The 22,183-nt window shown below is 66.7% G+C and carries 18 protein-coding genes; 5 read left to right on the top strand and 13 right to left on the bottom strand.

Annotated features, from left to right (window positions below; all coding sequences use genetic code 11):
• Positions 1-58: 58 nt before the first annotated feature.
• Positions 59-811 (top strand): glycosyltransferase family 2 protein, encoded by a 753-nt coding sequence (locus Poly30_RS11890; RefSeq protein ID WP_145197524.1) that lies wholly within the window; start codon positions 59-61, stop codon positions 809-811.
• Between the two features lie 24 nt (positions 812-835).
• Here the strand turns inward: Poly30_RS11890 and Poly30_RS11895 are convergent, their stop codons facing one another.
• The 7 genes from Poly30_RS11895 to rnpA form a co-directional block, all read right to left on the bottom strand.
• On the bottom strand, positions 836-1,603 hold the full coding sequence (locus Poly30_RS11895) for a nitroreductase family protein (protein WP_145197526.1): 768 nt from the start codon (positions 1,601-1,603) through the stop codon (positions 836-838).
• Positions 1,600-2,385, bottom strand: coding sequence for an MBL fold metallo-hydrolase (locus Poly30_RS11900; protein ID WP_145197528.1), 786 nt, complete (start codon positions 2,383-2,385; stop codon positions 1,600-1,602). Before Poly30_RS11900 ends, Poly30_RS11895 begins: the two co-directional genes overlap by 4 nt.
• Before the next feature lie 24 nt (positions 2,386-2,409).
• A complete protein-coding gene (locus Poly30_RS11905) occupies positions 2,410-2,997 on the bottom strand; it encodes a response regulator transcription factor (RefSeq protein WP_419191278.1) in 588 nt (195 codons plus the stop codon).
• Between the two features lie 41 nt (positions 2,998-3,038).
• Positions 3,039-4,895 carry a PAS domain-containing sensor histidine kinase gene (locus Poly30_RS11910; protein ID WP_145197532.1) on the bottom strand — a complete coding sequence of 619 codons (1,857 nt, stop codon included), beginning with the start codon at positions 4,893-4,895 and terminating at the stop codon, positions 3,039-3,041.
• A gap of 88 nt (positions 4,896-4,983) precedes the next feature.
• Entirely contained in the window at positions 4,984-6,207 is a 1,224-nt protein-coding gene (locus tag Poly30_RS11915; RefSeq protein WP_145197534.1) for a TolB family protein, read from the bottom strand.
• 17 nt (positions 6,208-6,224) lie between these two features.
• Complete coding sequence (yidD, locus tag Poly30_RS11920; RefSeq protein ID WP_419191279.1) at positions 6,225-6,524, bottom strand: membrane protein insertion efficiency factor YidD; 300 nt, start codon at positions 6,522-6,524, stop codon at positions 6,225-6,227.
• 122 nt (positions 6,525-6,646) lie between these two features.
• On the bottom strand, positions 6,647-7,042 hold the full coding sequence (gene rnpA / locus Poly30_RS11925) for a ribonuclease P protein component (RefSeq protein WP_145197535.1): 396 nt from the start codon (positions 7,040-7,042) through the stop codon (positions 6,647-6,649).
• Between the two features lie 47 nt (positions 7,043-7,089).
• Here rnpA and Poly30_RS11930 point away from each other — a divergent pair, with 47 nt between their 5' ends.
• Positions 7,090-8,400 carry a hypothetical protein gene (locus tag Poly30_RS11930; protein WP_145197538.1) on the top strand — a complete coding sequence of 437 codons (1,311 nt, stop codon included), beginning with the start codon at positions 7,090-7,092 and terminating at the stop codon, positions 8,398-8,400.
• Positions 8,397-9,314 carry an ATP-grasp domain-containing protein gene (locus Poly30_RS11935; RefSeq protein ID WP_145197541.1) on the top strand — a complete coding sequence of 306 codons (918 nt, stop codon included), beginning with the start codon at positions 8,397-8,399 and terminating at the stop codon, positions 9,312-9,314. The genes Poly30_RS11930 and Poly30_RS11935 overlap by 4 nt, the downstream gene beginning before the upstream one ends.
• Before the next feature lie 24 nt (positions 9,315-9,338).
• Here Poly30_RS11935 and rlmN read toward each other — a convergent pair whose 3' ends face one another.
• From rlmN to tig, 5 genes are all read right to left on the bottom strand, one after another.
• Positions 9,339-10,448 carry a 23S rRNA (adenine(2503)-C(2))-methyltransferase RlmN gene (gene rlmN / locus Poly30_RS11940; RefSeq protein ID WP_145197543.1) on the bottom strand — a complete coding sequence of 370 codons (1,110 nt, stop codon included), beginning with the start codon at positions 10,446-10,448 and terminating at the stop codon, positions 9,339-9,341.
• A gap of 8 nt (positions 10,449-10,456) precedes the next feature.
• Entirely contained in the window at positions 10,457-11,407 is a 951-nt protein-coding gene (locus tag Poly30_RS11945) for a hypothetical protein (RefSeq protein ID WP_145197545.1), read from the bottom strand.
• A 56-nt stretch (positions 11,408-11,463) separates the two neighbouring features.
• Positions 11,464-12,933 carry an ATP-dependent Clp protease ATP-binding subunit ClpX gene (gene clpX, locus Poly30_RS11950; RefSeq protein WP_145197547.1) on the bottom strand — a complete coding sequence of 490 codons (1,470 nt, stop codon included), beginning with the start codon at positions 12,931-12,933 and terminating at the stop codon, positions 11,464-11,466.
• Between the two features lie 344 nt (positions 12,934-13,277).
• Entirely contained in the window at positions 13,278-13,919 is a 642-nt protein-coding gene (locus tag Poly30_RS11955) for an ATP-dependent Clp protease proteolytic subunit (protein WP_145197549.1), read from the bottom strand.
• 132 nt (positions 13,920-14,051) lie between these two features.
• Positions 14,052-15,359 (bottom strand): trigger factor, encoded by a 1,308-nt coding sequence (gene tig / locus Poly30_RS11960; RefSeq protein ID WP_419191280.1) that lies wholly within the window; start codon positions 15,357-15,359, stop codon positions 14,052-14,054.
• Positions 15,360-15,575: 216 nt separating this feature from the next.
• Here tig and Poly30_RS11965 point away from each other — a divergent pair, with 216 nt between their 5' ends.
• Entirely contained in the window at positions 15,576-16,982 is a 1,407-nt protein-coding gene (locus Poly30_RS11965; RefSeq protein WP_145197553.1) for an efflux RND transporter periplasmic adaptor subunit, read from the top strand.
• A 17-nt stretch (positions 16,983-16,999) separates the two neighbouring features.
• Positions 17,000-20,131 carry an efflux RND transporter permease subunit gene (locus Poly30_RS11970; protein ID WP_145197555.1) on the top strand — a complete coding sequence of 1,044 codons (3,132 nt, stop codon included), beginning with the start codon at positions 17,000-17,002 and terminating at the stop codon, positions 20,129-20,131.
• A 25-nt stretch (positions 20,132-20,156) separates the two neighbouring features.
• Here Poly30_RS11970 and Poly30_RS11975 read toward each other — a convergent pair whose 3' ends face one another.
• Positions 20,157-22,094 (bottom strand): response regulator, encoded by a 1,938-nt coding sequence (locus Poly30_RS11975; protein ID WP_145197557.1) that lies wholly within the window; start codon positions 22,092-22,094, stop codon positions 20,157-20,159.
• Positions 22,095-22,183 lie beyond the last annotated feature (89 nt).

Raw genomic sequence — 22,183 nt, forward strand, 5'->3', positions numbered from 1 at the left:
CCTGTCGTATAGCCGATCTTCCACCGTTCGCTCGGCGCACCGTTCATCACCTCTTGCCATGAAGCTCTCAGTCGTCATCCCCGTCTACAACGAGGAGCGGACTCTCGCCACGATCGTGGGAAGGGTCTTGGAGCAGCCGTTCGAGATGGAAGTGGTGCTCGTGGACGACGGTTCCAAGGACCGCTCCCGCGAGATCATGGCCGAGCTGGCCGCTGCGCACCCCGAGATCCGCTGCATCTTCCACGAGGTCAACAAGGGCAAAGGGGGGGCGCTTTCGACCGGGTTCGCCAGCGTCACCGGTGACGTCGTCCTCGTTCAGGACGCGGACCTCGAGTACGACCCGAGCGACTACGCGGCGCTTCTTCAGCCCATCATCGACGGGAACGCGGACGTGGTGTACGGCAGCCGTTTTCGGAAGGTGCCGGTCGGCCAGGTGCATGCGTTCTGGCACACGCACGGGAACCGGATGCTGACGCTCGTCAGCAACATGTTCACCGACCTGCATCTGTCGGACATGGAGACCTGCTACAAGGTCTACCGCGCCGAGGTTGCGCGCAGACTCGACATTCAATCGCGGACGTTCGCCGTCGAGCCCGAGGTCACGGCGAAGGTCGCGAAGATGGGGGTGACCGTGTGGGAGGTGCCGATCAGCTACCACGGCCGCGCCTACCACGAGGGCAAGAAGATCGGTCTCAAGGACGCGTTCATCGCCATGTGGGCGATCGTTCGCTGGCGCTTCGCCAAGCTTCCGGACGGTCCGAAGATCGTTTCCGCCGACGACCGAAAGGCCGCCGCCCACGCGAAGGCGTGAGCGGGCGGGAAAGGAGCGCGCGGATCAGCTGAGCGACGCGCCCTTCGACTCGTAGAAGCGCTTCAAGCCCGGGCGCAGCACGGTCTTGAATTTTCGCCAGATGGCGCCCGTCCAGTTGCGGCCAGCTTCACCTCGCTCGACGTAGTACCGCGCTGCGATCTCGTCGAAGCGATCGAGGGTGGCGTCGATCTCTTCTTCGGTGGGGAAGCGATCTTTCGTCCAGACGTCCCCTGGGGCGAAGCGCGGTCGCGTGCCTGGATCGTCCGCGGGCCAGCCGACGGTGAGGCCGAAGAGGGGATAGGTTCCCTCGGGAATCCCCAGGACCTCGTCCACGCCAGGCAGATCGTTGCGAAGTCCGCCGATGTAACAGGCGCCGAGTCCCATGGACTCGAAGGCCAGCACGAGGTTCTGGGCGAAGAGCGAGGCGTCGATCACCGAGAGCAGGAAGGTCTCCGTGCATTCGACGTGGCTCGTTTCGGCGCGCGCTGCGGCGCGGCGGTGGCGACGCGTGTCGCCGCAGACCACGAAGAAGGCGGGCGCCTCGCGGACCTGGGCCTGGTCGCCAGCCAGCAGACTCAGCGCGTCCCTGCGTGCGCCGCGTTCGACCTGGAGCAGGTGGTACCCCTGGACCCAGCTGGAGGTCGCGGCGCACTGCGCGGCCGCGACCGCGCGCTCGATGTCCACATCGTCGACGGGCCTTTCCGTGAACGCGCGGATCGAACGGTGCCTGCTCATCAGCGCGAGCACGGAGTCCGCGTCGGCGGGACGGGGTCCGGTGGGGGGCTGGCTCATACGAGAATGGGGGAGAGCGGGCGGTCTTGCTCGGCGACGAGGACCTCGACGTCTTTCCTGCCGAGCTGTTCGAGGGTGGCGCGAGCCGTCCGGAGCGCGATCTCCGGCCGGTTGTTCTTCTCCGACAGGTGGGCGAGGACGACCGTATGAAGGTCGGGCCCTGCGAGCCGCGTCAGCATCACGGCCATCTGATCGTTGGAAAGGTGCCCACCGGCTCCGCGGACGCGTGCCTTGAGCGCGTCGGGGTAGGGTCCCCCGCGAAGCAGCTCATCGTCGTAGTTGGACTCCAGAACGAGGAGCCCGGCACCGGCGAGAGCTCTGCCCGCGTCTTCCCTGGGCTCGCCCATGTCCGAGAGGAAGCTCAGCGTTCGTCCGCCGTGCTCGATGCGGAAAGCGACCGTCGGGTCACAGTCGTGGGGGATTTTGACGGTGGTCAAGGTCACCGGCTCCGAGCCGCGCCGTGGCTCGAGCGTCGTGCTTCCGTTGATGGGCAGGTCGCGCTTCTCGGGAGCGCGGGAGACGGAGCGGTGCTCCTGGATGCGCTGGGCGCAATGGAGCGTCGCGCCATGGCGCTTGGCCATGATGCCTGAGCTCCTGGAGTGGTCGAGATGCCCGTGGGTCACGACCACATGATCGATGCCCTTGAAGCCGATCCCTGCCTTCTCGACCCGGTCGGTCAGGGTTCGAATGGGAAGACCGGCGTCGATCAGGATCACCGTCTCATCGGCCCACAGAAGCGCAGCGTTCCCGCGGCTGCCGCTGCCGAGAATTTGAAGTCTCAACGTCCCCCCTTCCTCACTCCCGAATCATTCGATCGTCTGCGGCGGTCCAGTGACCTCGAGGAGCACCGCCATCTTGACGAGGTCCGCGAAGCTCTCCGCGCGCATCTTCTCCATCACGTGGGCGCGATGGACCTCGACCGTCTTCTGGCTGAGACCGAGGTCGGTGGCGACCACCTTGTTCGGCTTGCCCGCGACGACCAGTTCGAAGACCTGCTTCTCGCGTGCGGTCAGTCGGCCGGAGCGGCGCTCGAAGTCGGCGCGGTCCTGCTCATCGGAGCGCTCCTGCGAGTCCTTCTGAAGCGCCTGCTGGATTCGCTCCAGGAGGACCTGGTCACTGAACGGCTTCTCGATGAAGTCGAACGCGCCTGCCTTGAGAGCTCTCACCGCCATGGGGATATCGCCATGCCCGGTGATCAGGACCACCGGGGGAGCGAAGCGGTCCTCATGGAGCCTCTCCATGAGTTCGAGTCCAGAGAGACCGGGCATGCGGACGTCGAGGACGATGCAGCCGGGCCGCTCGGTGTCGTAGGCTTCGAGGAAGTCCTCGGCCGACGCATAGGTCTCGACGCGCCTTCCCACGGATCCAATGAGGAATCCGAGAGAGTCGCGCATGGCGGGATCGTCGTCAACGATGAAGACAGTCGGCTGAGCATTCATTCGAGTATTGGAGCGCTTCGAAGTGGCAGGGTGAAGTGAAAAGAGGCGCCGTCTTGACCCGGCGCGTACCACAGGCGTCCCCCATGGGATTCGACGATCGAGCGGGAAATCGTGAGCCCCAAACCGATTCCCTGGCCGCCGCGGCTGAAGAACGGATCGAACAGGCGTGCGGAGACACTCTCAGGAATGCCCGGGCCGTTGTCCTCGATCGAAATGGTGACCTGGGGACGCTCGCCCTGGGGGGCATCCCCCTCCTTCGTGCACGTGGATTCGGCGGCCGCTGACTCCTGAACGGTGGGGGACACGGTCGTTCGGATCAGGATCCGGGGCGCCGCGGCCGGGATGGAGCTCGCCCGGGGCACTGTCATGCCCGATTCGCCGTCCGATTTCCCTGGTAGGGCCCCATGGCCTGCCGGGCGCGCGGGCGAATCTTGACGCACGGCTCGGGAAGCGGTGAGCGCTTCGATCGCGTTTCGGATGAGGTTCAGCGTGACCTGCTCGATCTGGATCCCGTCGACGACCACGATGTCCGAGGTCGTCGCGAACTCGGTGTCGATTCGGATGCCAGCCTTGTGGAGGTCGGGAATCGACAGTTCGATGGCCTCGGAGAGCACGTCGGAAATGCGGAAGGGCTCACGCTTGTCGCTCTCACGCCTCGAGAACGAGCGCATGCGCCGGATGATGTCTGCCGCGCGTCGACCCTGTTCGGCAATGGCCGAAAGCCCCCGCGTGATCATCGGGTCCTCGACGCCCTGCGAACTCAGGATGCGGGCGCAACCATTGGCGTAGTTGACGATCGCCGCGAGGGGCTGATTCAACTCGTGGGCTATCCCCGAGGTCATCTCGCCAAGCGTCGAGAGGCGGGCCACGTGGGCGAGGGCGCGCTGATGGTCGCTCTCTCGTTTCTCGGCGGACCGCCGCTCGCTCAGGTCGCGCACGAAGCAGTAGTAGCGTGCACCGCTCTCGACCTCCGTGACGCGGCACGCGAGCTCGACGCGCAGCTCCTTGGGGCCCGTCGCTTCACCGTGGAGACCGCTTCCGCTCCTGCCTTCCGCGTCGGCGGAGCTGGCGGTGTGCAGCGCCGCATCGCTGACGGGCCGTCGCGTGAGGATGGCCTCGCCTCTCCAGCGTCCGAGCTTGGCGATCGATTCGAAGGAGACGGGGTCGTCCTTGATGCCGAGGAGAGGCTGCAGCTTCACGACCCCCGACTCGATCAGGTCCTCCCGCGACTCTGCGGTGAGCTCTGCAAACGCGTCGTTGCAGTCGATCAGCGTCAGGCTGCCGTCCATCACGCAGATCCCGTCGAGGGCGGTCTCGGCGATCGCCTTGTAGAACTCCTGGCTCTGACGCAGCAGGTTCTCCTCTTCCACCTTGGTGGTGACGTCGCGCTCGATGGCCCAGATGGCCTTCAGGCCAAGGCTGCTCTCGACCGGGTAGAGCGAACAGGCGAGGTGGCGTACGCGACCCTGCGCGTCGACTTCCGCGATCATCACGTCCTGTTGACGGGATCGATTCTGCGATGGTCCCGCCGCCTGCGAGGCTATCGCCTGGGAGGCTACCGCCATCGCATGGGACGGCTGCCCACTCATCCAGAATCCGGGCAGGTCCGACGGACAGCGTCCGATGACGGACTGGATCCCATGCCGCCGGGCGAACGACCGATTCCCCTCGGTGAACGTGGACTCCTCCAGGAGAATGCGCGCGCAGTCCCTCGGCGGCGTATCCTCGGGAATCGGGCGGGACGGCTCGAGGCACCAGATCGAGTCCGCGGTCACTTCTATGAAGTGCTTGTAGCGAGCTTCGCTTTCCCGAAGCTGCTCCGTCAGCAGTAGAAGCGATTCTTGGTCGTTCACGGGGGATCGTGTTCAGCGTGGGGAAGTCGGTTTGTCGAGGGGTGGGCTACGTCGATCTACGCCGCAGCGCCATCACCTTGCGGTGCCATCACTTGGGAGGGGCTTCGACGGCAGCGGGATCTTCGATCCACTCGGCGATGAAGACGTTCGTGTCACCCACCTTACCGTCGCCGCGGTTGCTGGAGAACGCGAGGTACTTGCCGTCGTGGCTGAACATCGGGAACGAGTCGAACTGCTTGCCGGGGACGTCGTCGAAGTACGTGATGCGCTCCAGGTTCCGGCCATCAAGATCACAGATGAAGAGGTCGAAGTTGAACTTCACGCCGTTGATCTCTCGGCTGTGGTGGTTGGAGGAGAAGATGATGCGCTGATCGTCCGGGAGGAAGTAGGGCGCGAAGTTGGCGCCGCCCAGCGCAGTCACCTGTTCGCGCTCCGAGCCATCGGGGCGGATGGTGTAGATCTCCATGTTGTTCGGGCGGACCTGCCAGCGCTGGAGGTCTTCCCGGTACGCGGCCTGTTCTCGGTCCTCGTCGCCCGGCGTCCACGCGGTGGTCCGGAAGACGAGTCTGTCCCCTGCATGGTTGAAGAAGGCGCCCCCGTCGTATCCGAGGGTGTCCGTGACCTGCTGCAGGTTCTGGCCATCGAGATCACAGGTCCAGAGTTCGACGTCGCCGGAGCGCGTCGAGGTGAACACGATCCGGTCTCCCTGGGGGGAAACGGTGGCCTCGGCGTCGTAGCCGTACGCTTCCACGAGCGGCTTCTCCATGCCGGTGCCCAGCTCGCGGACGTAGATGTCGTAGTCCGGCCAGAGCATCCAGGTGTAGACCTCGGACGGCGGTTTGGTGGGACAGCCGTCATGACCCGACTGGGTCGAAGCGTAGAGGACCGCCTCGTCGTCCGGCATGAAGAACGCGCACGTCGTCACGCCGACGCCGTTGGACACCTGACGCATGGAGCCGTCGGCGCCCGTGACGTAGATCCGGTCGCAGTTCCGGCCGTCCGACTTGTTCATGATCTGCAGCGACAGTTGATCGTCCGCGAAGTTCCAATACGCCTCGGCGTTCTGCCCGCCAAAGGTGACCTGCCAGAGGTTCTTGAAGTGGACCTCCTCGGGCAGGATCAGCTCGTTGACGAGCGTGCATCCGGGGACGGGTGAAACCGCTGGTGCTTCCTTGGCCTGCTTGGCCTGGTCGCCGGTGAACGCGCAGGAAAGCGTTGAGGGAGCCAGGAGCGCCACGACGACGGACGTCAGAAGGCTCGGGTGGACGAGGGTTCGCCGCGCAGGTGAAGAGGAAGAAACCGTGGAGATCATAGGACTGGTAGGGTCGGTCAATGGCGGTGGTCGGGGGTCGAGTGCGCGGGGGGCGGCACGGGATCGTAGCCGGCGCGGGCGAAGGGCTGGCAGCGCAGGAGGCGCCAGGTCACGAGTCGAATCGCTTTCAGCAGGCCGTGTGTGCGGAGGGCTTCCTCGGCGTAGGCGCTGCAGGTCGGGGAGAAGCGGCACGTGGGGACCGGCTTCAGGCGAGAGAGGAACCTGCGATACAAAAGGATCGGCAGCAGGAGCAGCGTTCGCGCGCCCGCCGAAATGGATTCGGTGAAGCCGCCCATCGCGGCCTTGCTGAACAGCACAGCCCCTCGGGAAAAACGAAGCCACCCTGGCGACGGCCCGCGGCCAAGGGAGCCCGTACCTGCGGAGGCCGTACCTGGAGAGCCCGAACCTGGGCCACCCTGACCTGTGGAGCCTGAGTCCGTCATCGGGTGACGCCTCCCGTGCGGTCCTCGGCGCTCGCCCGCTCCACTTTCTCGTGTAGCTTCCGTGCCAGCCGCGTCAGTTCCAGCACCGTGTCCTTCGTGTTCGGCAGCAGCCGCGGTTCCGCCGGGATCAGCACGAAGTCGAACGGCGGCAGGTCCGTGGTGGACAGCCGGAAGGCCTCGCGAAAGACGCGCCTCACACGATTGCGCTTGACAGCGTGTTTCCAGATCTTCTTCGAGACCGACAGGCCCAGTCTCGGATGGCCGAGCCCATTCGGGGCTCCGACGAGCAGCAGGATGGAGCCGCGTGCGCGCTTCCCGATCCGATAGACGCGACTGAAGTCGCGGGCCCGGCGGATGTGGAATGGCTTCGGAAATCGCAGTCGAGAAGGCATCGAAGGTCTGCCATTTTGCCCGCGATCAAGCCATGCTTCATCAACCCATGAAGGAATCCACGAAGGAACCGCCAGCGGCCGAAGCGGCGTCGAATCCCACGCCCTTCGGTATGGGGGTCACCGGGTCAAGCGATTCACCCTCCGCCGAGGCGGGGTGTCGTACCGCCGCACCGGCATCGCGCAGGCCCACGAGCTTTCGATGCGCGCTCGACCACCCGTGGGACCGCGCGAAAGCCGCTGACCTGGACGCCGCTCTGGACGCCGCCAGGGCCGCGGGAATCGCCTCATCGCGCGATACGGCGGCTCTGGCCTCTCGCTACCGGGAGACCCTGGGGCATACCCGCGGCGACGCTTGCTCCGCCCCACTCGACAAGATCCTCGAGCTGTTTCGGGAAGAGGAGAGGGAAGCCGAAGGGGCCGCTCACCTGGCCCTCCCGATGGCCGCGGGTGGCAACGAGGTAGCGGTGCCCGATGCCGTCGGGCCCGAAGTCGCGGTGGTGTTGATCCGGGCCAACGTGGCGGAGCCGCTCCGCGATCTCGCCTCCCGGCTGCTTCACTGGCTGGCGCTTGGGCGCCCGGTGATCGTCCTCTCGGATCCGACGCTCCCTTGTCTTGCCGCTTCGCTGGTCGATCGGATCCTCGCGGCCGATCCCGAAGCGCCGCTTTGGCTGCTGCACGATGACGGACTGGACGTGCTGCGGCACGCGGCCGTGCAGCCCGACCTCGCGATCGACTGGAGCGCGCCGGAAGCCGGACTGCAGAAGGGCGTGGCCTCGGTGCAGAGGCTTCGCGAAGATCTTGCGAACCTCCACGCCGAGCGCGCGTCCGCGAAGGCGCTGGAGCAGGAGCGCGCTGGCTGGTTCGGTACCGGCGTGGTGGCCGCTCCCCTCGCTCCGATCTTCGTTCGAACGCTCCTTCAGCCGACGCTCCAGATCGACGCGCAGATGGCCCCGGCGGAAGCCGCGGCTCTGATTCTGGAGCGAGCCTTCGGCCCGGCCGTCCTGGGGGGCTTTTCGACGTCCGCGGTCAGCCGCGTGAGCATCGCGCCGGAGTCGTTCTCCGTCGTGACCCAGGAACTCCTGGAGCGGCTCGAGGAGGTCTCCGGGGATCCCCGCTACGACCCACCTTTCTGGGTACTCGATCAGCCGGACCCCGGCGAAGTGCTGGCGCGCGCGAAGCGCCTCGGACTCGACGAGGGAGCGACGCTGATCCTCGAGCGCCAGGAAGCCCGTGACGACGGCAAGCCCTACGGACTGGTCTTTACGAACGGCGAGCACCGCATGCGGACCTCCTCCGCGGCGCGTGCCCTCGGCGTCCTCTTGCTCATGCGCGGTCCCACGCGCAGCATCCCCCGATGAAGTGGCTGACCAAGCGCCCCGAGAATGCGCCTCTTCGAATCGCGATCATCACCGACCCGGAGCACCCCGCGCTGCGTCCGGACGACGTCGGACTCTCGGCGGCGTTCGAGGCGGAAGGGGCGAGCGCCGAGCCGCTTCCCTGGGGTCGGGCCGTTGACCCTGGAGCGTTCGATCTCGTGCTCATCCGCACGCCCTGGGACTACTTCCTGCGCCCCGCCGCGTTCCTTGGCTGGCTTTCCCAGCTGAAGGTGCCCGTCCTCAATCCCGAGCGCGTTCTGCGCTGGAACCTCGACAAGAGCTACCTCGCGGAGCTCGATCTGGCGGGCTTCGCTCGCGTTCCTAAGACCCTGAGGGTCACGGCCGGAGAGCGCGAAGGAGAAACCCTGGCGATCCTGGAGGAGCTCGGGTGTCGCCGTGCCGTCGTCAAGCCTGCGGTCTCGGGCGGTGCCCACGGGACGCGCATGCTTTCCGAGGGTGAACCGCTCGCGTGGGATCGAGGGGAAGAGGGCCCGTATCTGGTGCAGGAGTTCGTCGAGTCGGTGGAGCGTAGCGGAGAGTGGTCGCTCGTCTACTTCGGCGGCGAGTATTCACACTGCGTGCTGAAGAAGGCGAAGCCCGGCGACTTCCGGGTCCAGGACGACTTCGGCGGAACGGTCCACTTCGAGCGCGCCCCCGACAAGCTCTTCGCGGCTGGCCGAAGAGCCGTGGACGGTGTGTCGAGTTTGCTGGGGCTCGCGACTCCCTTGCCCTACGCCCGCGTAGATCTCGTACAGCAGCCGGGGACCGGGGAAGGGCTGCTGATGGAGCTCGAACTCATCGAACCCGAGCTGTTCCTTCGGGCCGACGCGCTGGCGACCCGTCGTTTCGTACTCGCGGTTCTCGCAGCCGCGAGAGCGGCGGATCGTCGATCCTGATCAGGGCCGACGGGAGCGACGCGGTCAGCGCGACAGTCGAAGCTGGCCGCAGGCCGCCGCTCCATCGAGCCCGCGCGACCAGCGTATCGTGGCGATGAGCCCGCCTTCGACGAGCGCGTCGCGGAAGGCCTCGGCGCGTCCGGCGTCCGGGCGCCCGAACGGGAGCTCTGGGGTCGGGTTGTAGGGAATGATGTTGACGCTGCACCGGCGTCCGCGGAGACGCTCCACGAGCCGCTGGGCATGTCCGAGGCTGTCGTTGTCGCCGCCGAGCAGGACGTACTCGTAGGTGATCTCGCGTCCGGTCGTCTCGAACCAATGGTCGCCCGCCGCCAGCACCTCTTCGATGGGCACGCCCCGCATTGCCGGTACGAGGTAGTCGCGCTGATCCTGGTCCGGCGTGTGCAGGCTGATCGCGAGCTGGAACCTGGGATCCAGCAGAGCGACTTTCCGAAGCCGATCGGGGAAGCCGACCGTGGATACGGTGATCTTTCGGCCCCCCAGGCCCATTTCGTCGCGCACGACGCCGAGGGCAGCGTTCAGGTTCTCGAAGTTGAGGAGCGGCTCGCCGATGCCCATCACGACCGAGCGTCGCAGCGGTCCGATCTCACGGCCGCGGACGTACTGCTCGACGATCTCGTGCGCCTCCAGGTTGCGCGCGAGCCCGAGCAGGCCCGACGCGCAGAACGGACAGCCAACGGGGCAACCGGCCTGGCTCGAAACGCACAGGGTCGCCCCGCGCTCGTTGCCCTCCGCGTCCTCCCGCATGTGCGGCAGGGGAGGCATGTGGACCGTCTCGACGGAGAGGTCGCGAGCGTTCGCGTCGCCGCCGCGCGCACGTCCGAGCGGGAACGAAAGGAGCAGCTTGGTGGTCCCGTCGCGAGCACCGACTTCGTCGACCAGCGTGCTGGAGAAGACCGGGAGGTCCTCCAGCAGTCGATCCCGCAGCGCGATCGGCAGGTCCGTCATCTCGGCGTAGTCGAGGCGTCCCTTCTCCAGCACGTTGCGGCGGATGATCTTGGCCTGGAAGGCCTTGCCGCCCATGTCCTGCACGCGCTCTTTCAACTCGTCCAGCGAGAGCTGAAGCAGCGTCACGCGATCCTCGTCCGCGCCGGCTCTTTCCGTTGATTCGGCCACGTCCAGCGCTACCGCGTGAGGTGCTCGACGATCCGCTCGGCGAACTCTTCGCCGAGCTCTAGCGCCTTCTCGAGCGAGGGCGGGTTCGCGCCGCCCACGGCGCGGTGCCCGCCGCCGCCGTACTCTTCCATCATCTCGCCGACGTGCACGCCGTTCGTTGGCTTGTTCCAGGGGTTCTCGCCGCACGTGATGTGGAAACCGGCGCGCGTCGGGATGACCCCGACCGCGTAGGAAATCTCGGGATGGTGGTAGAACGGCGCGAAGCGCTCGCGGCGCACCTTGGACGAACTCGCGTCGAAGAAGACGACGCCGCCTTCGATCCAGACCACGGTCGGCGGAAACTGTTCCAGCGCCTTGTCGCGGTTGCGCGAGGCGCGGTCGTAGACCTTCTCGACGTCGCTCCGCAGCGCCACGTCACGGAGCGACTCGGTGACGAGCGCCGTGGCGAGCTTGTCGACCCACGCCGGGTTGGGAGAGGCGGTGAGCGCCCGCATCAAGCGCAGGGCGGGATCGTCCCCGAAAACGGCCTGGTCGACGCTCTCGAAGCGCGCCGCGTCGATGATGTCGGACCAGCGAGCGGCGTCCTGGAATCGCTCGGGCGCCTCGTAGCCGAGGTGCTCCTCGCAGTGCTTGATGATCAGCGGCGGGCAGGACGGAGCGGTCTCGTCCCAGAGCCAGCGATCCGACGGCGAGTAGGCGGCCCGAAGCTCGTCCGTGAGGAACGTCGTCGGGTGATGATCGAACCAGTACTCCGCGCGCGGATGGAAGTGGAAGTCGACGATGGCGAAGCGCTTACCTGCTTCGAAGGAGTCCCAGTTCTTGCGCTCGTCGTAGTTGACGCTGAGCAGAATCGGGTTTTCGCCCTCTTTGCGAAGGGCGTGGGCCAGCACGGCACCCGACACCATCCCGTCGAAGTCGCGGTGGTAGCGGATGCGTAGCTGTTGCTTTTTGGGGTCCATGGGGCGCGACGGTACGGTACCCGCCGCGAAATCGCCACAGGTACCGCGCCGTCTCGTCAGGCGCTTTCGCGCTCTGGCGACTCGGCAGCCTCCTCTTCGTCGAGGTCGGCCGCGGTCAGCCCGCGAGCCAGCTGGACCGTTCCACGAACGACTTCCTCGGTCACCACGAAGGTATCGGTGTCCTTGCGCGCCGGCAGCTCGTAGAGAAGGTCGAGGAGCATGCTCTCCAGGATGGAGCGCAGCGCGCGGACGCCGGTCTCGCGTTCGATCGCGAGGTCGGCGATGGCACCGAGGCCGCTCTCGTCGAACTCCAGCTTCTTGCCGTTCATTTCGAACAGGCGCTGGTACTGGCGCACGAGCGCGTTCTTCGGCTCGACCAGGATTCGCACGAGTTCCGCGCGGCGCAGGGTCTCGAGCGTCGCCACGATCGGCAGACGACCGATGAATTCGGGGATGAGGCCGAACTCCATCAGGTCCTTCGGGAGCAGGTAGCGAACGTACTCGTCGCGCGCCGCGTACTCATCAAACGCGGGGAGCGATCCGGCGGCGACCTTCGTCGGCACGCCGATCTCGTTCTGGAGACCCGCCTTGCGCTTGGCGTTGTCGAGCGCGTTGTTCGACGTGGAGTCGCGACCGAAGCCGATCACTTCCTGTCCGACGCGGCGCCCGATGATCTCCTCGATGCCCGAGAACGTTCCGCCGACGATGAAGAGGATGTTCGACGTGTCGATCTGGATGTACGACTGCTCCGGGTGCTTGCGGCCGCCCTGGGGCGGGACGCTGGCCACGGTGCCTTCGAGGATCTTGAGCAGCGCCTGCTGGACGCCCTCACCCGACACGTCGCGCGTGATCGACACGTTCCCGGTGGTGCGGCCAATCTTGTCGATCTCGTCGATGTAGATGATGCCCTGCTGGGCGCGTTCGACCTCGAAGTCCGAGGCCTGAAGCAGCTTCAGCAGAATGTTCTCGACGTCCTCGCCGACGTAGCCCGCTTCCGTGAGCGTCGTGGCGTCCGCCATGGCGAACGGGACGTCCAGCTGGCGCGCGAGGGTGCGGGCGAGAAGCGTCTTACCGGAACCCGTCGGCCCGACGAGAAGCACGTTCGACTTCTCGATCTCGACGCCGTCGGAGTCCCCGTTCTCGGACTCGCCTTGCTGGCGCAGGCGGTTGTAGTGGTTGTAAACGGCGACCGACAGCACCTTCTTCGCGCGGTGCTGACCGACGACGTACTCGTCGAGGCTGCGGGCGATCTCGATGGGCGTGGGCAGACGATCGACTGCGGCGATCGCGGCGGGAGCGTGGGGGACGCCTCCGCGGCTGGCTTCCGAGCGCTGGTCGGCTGCGGCCGTGGCGCTGCCAGGGTTACGACGCTGCTCTTCCTGCAGGATGGAGTTGCAGATCTCGATGCACTCGTTGCAGATGTAGACTCCGGGCGGACCAGCGATCAGCGAGGCAACCTGGTGACGGGGCTTTTCGCAGAAGGTGCAGCGTTCGACCTGACGGCCGGTTCGACGAGATGAGCTCATGCGCAGAGTTTATTCCGGGGGACGGAGCGGGGCGGCTTCAACATGAGAATCGGTCAGGTGTGACCCATGACCGGACCCATGCTCCAACGAAATGCGCTGCGCCGAGACACAAGCGTAGTTCGCCAGGCAGGCGGGTTCAAACCCGACTCGCTCCACTGATAGCAAGATCGTTGCGATCTGTCGCGGCGCTACGGAAAGGAAACGCCCGGCCAGAGGACCAGCCAGAGGACCAGTCAAAAGAAACGCCAGCGACGGAAGGGGCTCGCTGGCGTGCAGGATGGTTGGCAGATCGGGAGCCAGGTGAGGATGCCTTCGTATGAAGCCAACCTCACCCGGCGATTGGATCACGAAGCGTCGCCTTCACCTTCGGTCAGCTCGGACCGGGGAGGAGCTCCTTCCGCGCGAGCCACGATGTGGTCGATCAATCCGAACTCCTTGGCTTCCTCCGGCGACATGAAGTTGTCCCGGTTGCAGGCCTCGGAAAGTTCCTCGGGAGTCCGCCCGCTGTGGAAGGCCATGATGCCCTCCAGCTGACGCTTCATCTTGAGGATCTCGTTGACCTGGATCTCCATGTCCAGGGCCGTGCCGCCCATTCCGCCGTGGGGCTGGTGGATCATCACGCGGCTGTGGGGGAGCGCGAAGCGCTTGCCCGCCGTTCCGCCCGAGAGGAGGACCGCGCCCATGGAGGCCGCCTGTCCCAGGCAGTAGGTCGAGATATCAGGCTCGACGAGCTGCATCGTGTCGTAGATCGCCAGGCCGGCCGTCACGGAACCGCCCGGAGAGTTGATGTACATCTTGATGTCCTGGTTCCGACCGGTCTTGTCGAGAAACAGGAGCTGCGCCATGACAGCGTTGGCCACGTTGTCGTCGATGGCGGTGCCAAGGAAAATGATTCGGTCTTCGAGGAGGCGCGAGTAGATGTCGTACTGCCGCTCTCCACGACCGGTCTTCTCGATGACGAAGGGAACCGGGTAGTAGTTTTGCATGGCGCCTTCTCTAGTGGTTCTGGCTGGGGGTTTCAAGAATGAAGGCCCCAGGTCGCCGATTCTGTCGGAGACCTGGGGCCAGCAAGCAGCGATCCGCGCGGGCAGAAAAAAGTTCAGCCGCGACCGCGAGCACTACTCAGGCGCCTTGATATCGGCGTTCTCCCGCAGGAACCTGCGCACCTTCTTCTCCAGGATTTCGATCGCGAGCTGCTGGCCCAGGTTGTTCTTCGAGTAGTACTCCTGAACCTCCTGTACGGTCGTCTGATTGCGCATCGCGATGCTCTGGAGCTCCTGGCCCATGTCATCGTTGTTGACGAGCAGCTCCTCGGTCTCGCCGATCGCCTCGACGACGAGGAGCGCCTTGAGCCCTTTCTCGGCCTCGGCGTACGCAGCGTCCTTTTGTTCGGCCTTGGCGGCCTCGATCTCCTCTTCGGACGAGCCCTTCTGGGTCATTTCGGCGGCGAGCTGGTTCAGGCGCGCCTCGGTCTGCTGCTCCAGCATCGACTGGGGCAGCTCCACCTGGACCGCCTGAAGGACCTGATCGAGCAGCACCGTCTCGATCCGCTGGTTCTCGCGCTCCTGGGAGTTTTCCTCGAGGCGCTCGCGGATGAAGCGGCGGACGCCCTCCATGTCCTGGATCTCGGCGTCCGGGGCGCCGCCGCTCAGCATTTCGACGATCGTGTCGTCGGACGGCGGGACCAGCTTCATGGCCTGGGTGACGTTCAGAACGCAGGTGCCCGGCTTCCCGCGCAGCTCCTCGTTCTCCAGGAACTCCGGAAGTTCCATCGGGAACTCCAGCTTCTCGCCGTCTTTGACGCCGACGAGGCCGGCGCTGAAACTCTCGGCATCGACGCCCGGGGGCACGCTGGCGGTGTTCAGGCGCATTCCCTCGCGTTCGAAGACCTGCTCGCCCTCGTGCTCGAAGGAGATGTTCGCGATGACGAAGCCCTTCTCGTCCATGCCGTCGTCGCCGGCGGCCTCGGGGGTCGACTGCTGCTGTCGGATCTCGTCGAGCGTCGTGTCGATCTGCTCGTCCATCACCGGCTCGAGCTCGGTGGTCGTCTCGAGGCCGCGGTACTTAGGCAGGTCGAACGTCGGGCGGAGCGGCACTTCGAACGCGACCTGGAACGAGCCGTCGCCCTGGAGTTCCATCTCCTCGGGCGTCAGGCGCGGGTGGGCGATCGGCTTGAGCTTGTTCTCTTCCAGCGCCTGGCCGTACGCCTTCTGGATGAAGCGCTCCTTGACCTCGCCGCGGATCGACTCCCCGTACTGCTTTTCCAGGACCTTGAGCGGGACCTTGCCCGGCCGGAAGCCCTTCATGCGCACGTTCTGGGATGCCTGGCGCAGTCCGTTCTTGACCTCGGTCTCGAACTCTTCGGCGGGAACGTTGAAAGAGATCTTGGCGGTCGTTTGGACGGAGGTGTCGACTTCGAGTTGCACGGCGCTTCGGGCCCCCCGGAAGGGAGCGGATAGGGGAGCTGGTTGGGCTTGGCTGATTCGGACCCGGATCGGGCCCTGGCCCGGATTCGGGCCCACCGGGATCGGGTCGACCCGGTCGCGGGCCAAAGATTGAACCCGTCCTGCCTCGCCGAGTCCAGTCGCGCCGAACAATAGAATGAGGACTTCCGGCCTCGATTCGCCATCATCACGCCTTCCATGCCAGCCGAAGACCTTCCGATCGAGGGCCCTGGGGGCTCCAGGGGCCCATCCAGTCCCTGGCGCCATGGGCTCTTCGCTGCCGGGCTAGCGCTGGCGGGCGCCCTGGGGGCCCGCTGGATCATCACCTCGGCCCCGCAGCCGGCCCGAACGGACGATCTTGTGGGCCCACGGGCCGTGCCGGTCGAGACACACCTCCTGAAGGCCACCCAGGTCCCTCGGATGATCTTCGCCACGGGAACGCTCCAGGCGGCCCGGGAGGCCGTTCTCGCCTCGGAGGTCGGTGGTCGCGTGGTCTTCGTGGCCGAAGGACTGCGGGACGGTCGGACGTTCGCCGAGGGGGACGTTCTCCTGCGGGTCGACACCTCGAGCCTGGAGGCGGAGATCGCGGCCCAGGACACGGCCATCGAACTCAGCCGGGCGCGCCAGGCGGCCGCCGAGGCCGATCTGGAAGGCGCCGGGCGCAGTCTGGCCGCCCTGGAAGAGCGCCGGGACCTCCTCCGCGCCGAGGAAGAGCGCTGGGTCGGGCTCGCGGAGCGCGGAAGCACGGAGCAGGCCCGCGTCGACCTCGCCCGGAACCAGCGGCTCGCCGCGGACGCCGCCGCCAGCGATGCCGCCCGGGGGCTGGAGACGATCCGCGCCACGATCATCGCGGCGCGGCTGGAGATCCAGCTCGCCGAGAACCGCCAGGCTCTTTTGAAGGTCAACCGGGACAAGGCCGCCATTCGAGCGCCGTTCCCGGGCCGAATTTCCTCGGAGACGGCTCCGACGGTGGGGACCATGCTGGTCCCGATGGTCCCGATCGGCACCTGGCTCGACCGGACGGCCCTGCGGCTCGTCACCGACGTTCACGAGGACGATCTGGCGGCCCTCACGACCCTGTCGCGCGCGCTGGCCGCCCCGCTTTCCCGCCCGGGCGCCATCCTGGAGGGTCAGATCACAGCCCTCGGCGCCCGCGTGGACCCCCTGACGCGCTCCGTCCGCATCGAGGCGCTCTTTCCGGTGCAGACTCCCTTCGAGCGGCGCGAGAACACGCATCTGTCCTTCGCGCCCGAGATCCCGAGCGGCACGTTCGCACGCGTGGAACTCCAGGGTGAGCCCTTCCGCGAGGTCGTCTGGGTCCCCGAATCCTGGCTGACCTACCGGGACGGCCAGGCGGTGGCGTTCGTCGTGGGGCCCGGCGAGGCCGAGGGCGGCCCCGTGGCCGAACTCCGGGAAGTGACGTTCCAGAGCGGCACCTTCGACGGCGGCCGCGTGATCGAGTCCGGCCTTAGGCCGGGCGATCGCATCATCACCTCGTCGCTCCAGCTCCTCGCGCAGGACGCCGCCCTCCGGCTTCTCGACACGGAGCCCGGCGCGACCGAGCGGGCCGTATCCGCCGACGCGAAGCCCGGAGCCGGCCAGTGATCCGCTGGCTCGCCCGCATGGCGGTGGGCAATCCGGTCGGCGCGAACCTCGCGCTGATCGCACTCGCGATCAGCGGCCTGCTCGTGTATCGCAGTATGCCGCGCGAGGTCTTCCCGGATTTCTCGCTCGACGCGATCGAGGTGTTCACGCTCAGCCCCGGATCGTCGCCCGTCGACGTCGAGCGCCTCGTCACCACGCCGATCGAGGACGTGCTCGATGGGCTCGATGGCGTCAAGGAGATGCGGTCCGTCAGCCGCGAGGGCGTCTCGCGGATTCGCCTTACGCTGGAGCCCGGCGCTGACCTCGACGAGGTGCTGGCGAGCGCGCGCGATTCTGTGCGCGGCGGCGACGTACAGCTCCCCGATGGCACGGACGATCCGACGGTCTCCGAGGCGAAGAACCGCTTCCCGGTGATCGCGGTGTTCGTCTACGGCACGGCGGATGATATGACGCTCAAGGCGATCGCCGAGGAGCAGTCGCGCGCGATGGAGGCGCTGCCGGGCGTGACCTCGGTGATCGCGACGGGGCTTCTGGAACCGCGCATCTGGATCGAGGTCGATCCGCTGGAGATGGAGCGGCACGGGCTCGACCTCGAGGAGATCGGCGCGGCCGTTTCGGGCCGCGTGGCCGAGGTGCCGCTCGGGAGCCTGGAGGTCGATCGTCGCGAGAAGCTCCTGCGCGTCGGTGGCGACGTGCGCTGGGCCGAGGACCTCGCTCAGCTCCCGATCCGCTCGTCACCGACCGGCGCCGAGATCACGCTGGAGCGCGTGGCGCGCGTGGCCGAGGCGTCGCGCCGCGGCGCGTCGCGCGGCCGCTTCAACGGGCAGCCCTGCGTGCACCTGCAGGTCAACAAGTCGTCCGACGGCGACACGATCGACATCGCGCGTGAGGTGCGAGAGTACGTCGCCGCGCACGCGGACGAGATGCCGCCCGGGGTGGCCCTCGGCCTGAATAGCGACCTTTCCGTCTACGTCGAGAATCGCCTGCAGACGATGACGAACTCCGGGCTGGTCGGCGCGGTGCTCGTCATCCTGGCGCTGCTCGGATTCCTGAGTCCCCAGGTCGCGTTCGTCACCGCGCTCGGGATTCCGCTGTCGTTCCTGGGCGGTATTCTCGTCGCGGGTTCGCTCGGCGTGACCATGAACATGATCGCCATGTTCGCGCTGATCGTGGTGCTCGGGATGATCGTCGACGACGCGATCGTCGTGGGGGAGAACGTCTACCGCCGCATGGAGGAAGGCGAGGACCCCGAGACCGCCGCCGTCGAGGGCACGGTCGAGGTGGGGCGCGCGGTGTTCGCCACCATCCTGACGAGCGTCGCCGCGTTCCTGCCGATCCTGATGCTGGGCGGCACGACCGGGCTCTTCATGCGCCCGCTTCCGATCGTCGTCTCCGCGTGCCTTCTGATCTCGCTGATCGAGGCCTTCACGCTCCTGCCGTCGCACCTCGCGCACTGGACGTCGAAGCGCAGCGTCGCGAAGCTCCAGGCGCGTTCGCGCGCGGCGGGCGGCGAGGTCCAGCGCTGGTACACGCCGATCCAGTCGGGGTATCTCTGGCTGCTCACCCGCGCGATCCGCTGGCGCTACGCCACGCTCGCCGGCGCTCTCGGCGCGGGCGCGATGATCGGGGCCTACGGGGGCGTGCGCATTCCGTTCGTGCTCTTCGACGACTTCGAGAGCAAGCTGTTCTACGTGTCCTTGCGCCTGGACCCGAGTTCGTCGATCGAGCAGACCGAAAGCGTGTGCCGCGAGGTGGAGGCCGACGTCGAGAGGATCGCGAGCGGCGAGGTGGTGTCGGCCCACACGCTGCTCGGCGTCGCGGCTTCGGACGTCGCGAGCTTCGAGCTTGGCGCGCACCTCGGCCAGGTCTGGGTCGAACTCCGCGAGGGCGAAGGGCGCAAGCGCACGACGGCGGAGGTGATCGAGGCGCTTCGCCAGGAGCTGGGTGACCTGCCGCCGATCGTCGAGAGCTACGAGATCTCCCAGCCGCAGACCGGGCCCAGCGGGCGCGATATCGAGGTGTCCCTGCGCGGGCCGAAGCTCGACGTGCTGAAAGAGAAAGCGGATGCGCTCGCCCTCGACCTCGCGACTTTTGCGGGGGCGCGTGACGTTCGCATCGACCTGGAGGCGGGCAAGGGCCAGGTCGACGTGGTCCCGAACCAGCGCGGCCGCCAGGTCGGCCTGTCGGAGGCGGAGCTAGCGCGTCAGCTGCGGACGGCCTTCGAAGGAGTCGAGGTCGCGAGCGTGCGGCGCGGGACCGACGACGTCGACGTGATCGTGAAGCACCCGGAGTCGCATCGTTCCCGGGCCGGCGTGCTCGGCGACCTGCGGATCGCGCTGCCCCCTCGGCCCGGGGACGACGCGACCGGCGCCCTGCGACGCGTTCCGCTGCGAGATGTGGCCGACCTCGTCGAGACGGTGGGCCCCGCCTCGATCCGCCACGAGGACCGCATCCGAAGCGTGATCGTGAGCGCGGACGTCGACGAGAAGCAGGGCAACTCGACGCGGATCCTGCGCACGCTGGAGCGCGATCTCGAGGACCTGTTCGGGGGCCAGCCCGCGTACTCGGTGCGCATCCGCGGTCAGGCCGAAGAGCAAGCGGAATCCATGGCGGGTCTCGGCGCGGCCGCGCTGATCTCGGGGCTCCTCATCTATCTCGTGCTGGGTACGCTCTTCCAGAGTTTCCTTCAGCCGCTCGTGATCATGTTCATCATCCCATTCGCGGGCGTCGGCATGGTGTTCGGGCACGCGCTGATGGATCGCTCGATCACCCTGATGTCGCTGATCGGGCTGCTCGCGCTCGCGGGCGTGGTGGTGAACGACTCGCTGATCCTGGTGGACTTCATCGGCCAGCGGCGGCGTCAAGGCGTCGAGCTGATGCAGGCCGTGATGGACTCCGGGCGGCTGCGGTTCCGGCCGATTCTGCTGACGTCGGTCACGACGATGCTGGGTCTCTTGCCGCTGACGTTCTTCGCAACGGGCCAGGCGCGATTCCTGCAGCCGATGGCGATCAGCATCTTCTTCGGCCTGAGCCTGGCGACCCTTCTGATCCTGGTCCTCGTCCCGGTGGCCTACCTGGTTCTCGAGGATCTGGTCGCGCTGGCGCGGCGGACGCTCCGAGGCATCGCTGTTCGTGCTCGCCCGCGGTAGCGACCGTCAAGCGAACAGGCGGCGATCAGGCGGATACATGTCCGGGCACGACTGCCGCGATCTCGCGGAGAAGCGTCGCGGCGCGAATGGGTTTCTGCAACACGCCGGCGAGGCCTGCACCTCGAAAGCGGTCGAGCAGGTTCTGTTCCGCGTATCCGCTCATGAGCAGGACGCGCGCGTCAGGGCGGATGGCCCTGAGGGCCACGAAGGTCTCCTCTCCGTCGAGGATTGGCATGTTCATGTCGAGGATCACGCAATCGATCGAACCGTGATGTTCGCGGTAGACCTCGACGCCTTCCGCGCCATGGGCCGCCGTTCGGACGTCCATGCCCGCTTGTTTCAGGATTCCCGCCACGACCTTGAGCACGCCCGGTTCGTCGTCGATCACGAGAACTCGGGTGCCGGAGGCAGGCGCGGGGACCGCCGCCTGTGGAGCCTTCCTTGCTGCGTGCCTGCATCGGGGCGCAAGGACCACGAACGTGGTCCCGCGGCCAGGCACGCTCTTGACCGTCAAGGCCCAGCCGTGGGCCCTGACGATCCCCATGACAGCTGCGAGCCCCAGACCTCGGCCGTCATCCTTGGTCGAGAAAAAAGGATCGAAGATGTTCGCGCTCGTTTCCGCGTCCATGCCGCAACCTGTGTCGCGGACCGCGATTTCCACATACTGGCCAGGCGTCAGGTCTGGATCGAGACCACATTGCTGGATGACCTCGGACGTGAGATCGATCGAGCGCGTGGAGACAGTGACCTCCCCGTCTCGATGGCCGACCGCCTCCGCACCATTCGTGATCAGATTCATCAGGACCTGTCGCAGCTGGCTGCCGTCCGCCAGCACGCGCAGATCGTTCTCGAGATCCAGGCGAAGCACCGCCTTCTTCGACAGACTGACCTGGAGCAATTGCGATAGCTCGCGAATCAGAGGCGCGCACTCTATCGACTCGGTGGTCAGGTAACCTCGTCCCGCACACGTGAGCATCTGGTTGCAGATGCCGGTGGCGCCTTCCGCGGCACGGATGATGTCTTGAATCATTCCGAGGCTGGACTGGGCGACCGCATCCGTCGCCAGCGCGAGCTCCGCATTTCCGACGATCACCGCCAGCAGGTTGTTGAAGTCGTGCGCTACGCCTCCGGCGAGCACACCCAGTGCTTCGAACTTGGCCTTCTGTCGCAGCTGTGCTTCAAGTCGCTCGCGCTCGATGGCGACTCCGACCATATGTGCAGCAATCTCGAGGCCATCCATCTGGGCCATCGTGGGCGAGCTGGGCTCGTCCGAGTAGAGGGCCAGCGCTCCCAGGACTTCACCGCTGGCGCCCCGGATCGGCTGTGACCAGCACGCTTTCACTCCGGCGATGGCGGCGACGTCGAGGAGGTCACGCCACAGAGGATCCTCCGTGACGTCTTCGACGACCACCGGAAGATTCCAGTAGACGGCCGCGCCACAGGACCCGACGAAGGGACCGATCGCCATGCCTTCGAGTGCCTCGTGGTATTCGGTGGGGATGCTTGGACCGGCCCCCACGGTGATCCCGGTTCTGTGGGCGTTCACGAGCAGGATGGAGCAGCGATGGCCGGGATTCTTGCCCTCCACGATGAGCGCCATTCTTCGCAGCATCTGGGCCATCGAATCACCGTACGCTTCCATGGGGTCGCGTTCGGGCTCAGGTGTCGCCAGGCTATCGCTCGGCCAGCCGACGACCTGCGTGGAGTGGCCATCGGTTCGCACGGTCAACGTGAGCGCCAGCCATGAACCGGACCGGGTGGCATGGCGAAGCTGGACGATTCCGGACCCGGCGGCGAGTGCCGCGCGCGCTCTGGGTGTGTCTTCAGGATGAATCCAGTGAAGCAACGGCTCTCTGGCAAGTTCATCGTTCGAGTAGCCCAGTCTTTGACCGAGGGCGGCGCTTGCCCTGGCCAGGCCGCTGGAAGAGTCTCGGATGAGCATTGGATATTGGCGAGCTGGCATGGTTCGAACGGATGGCGGTGACACGGCTGGGAACCCGTGAGGGCGGTGGCGAAGGATTCCGCTTGAAGGAGTCCATGGGTGCGGGGATC

The organism is Saltatorellus ferox, from assembly GCA_007751475.1.
Lineage (GTDB): Bacteria > Planctomycetota > UBA1135 > UBA1135.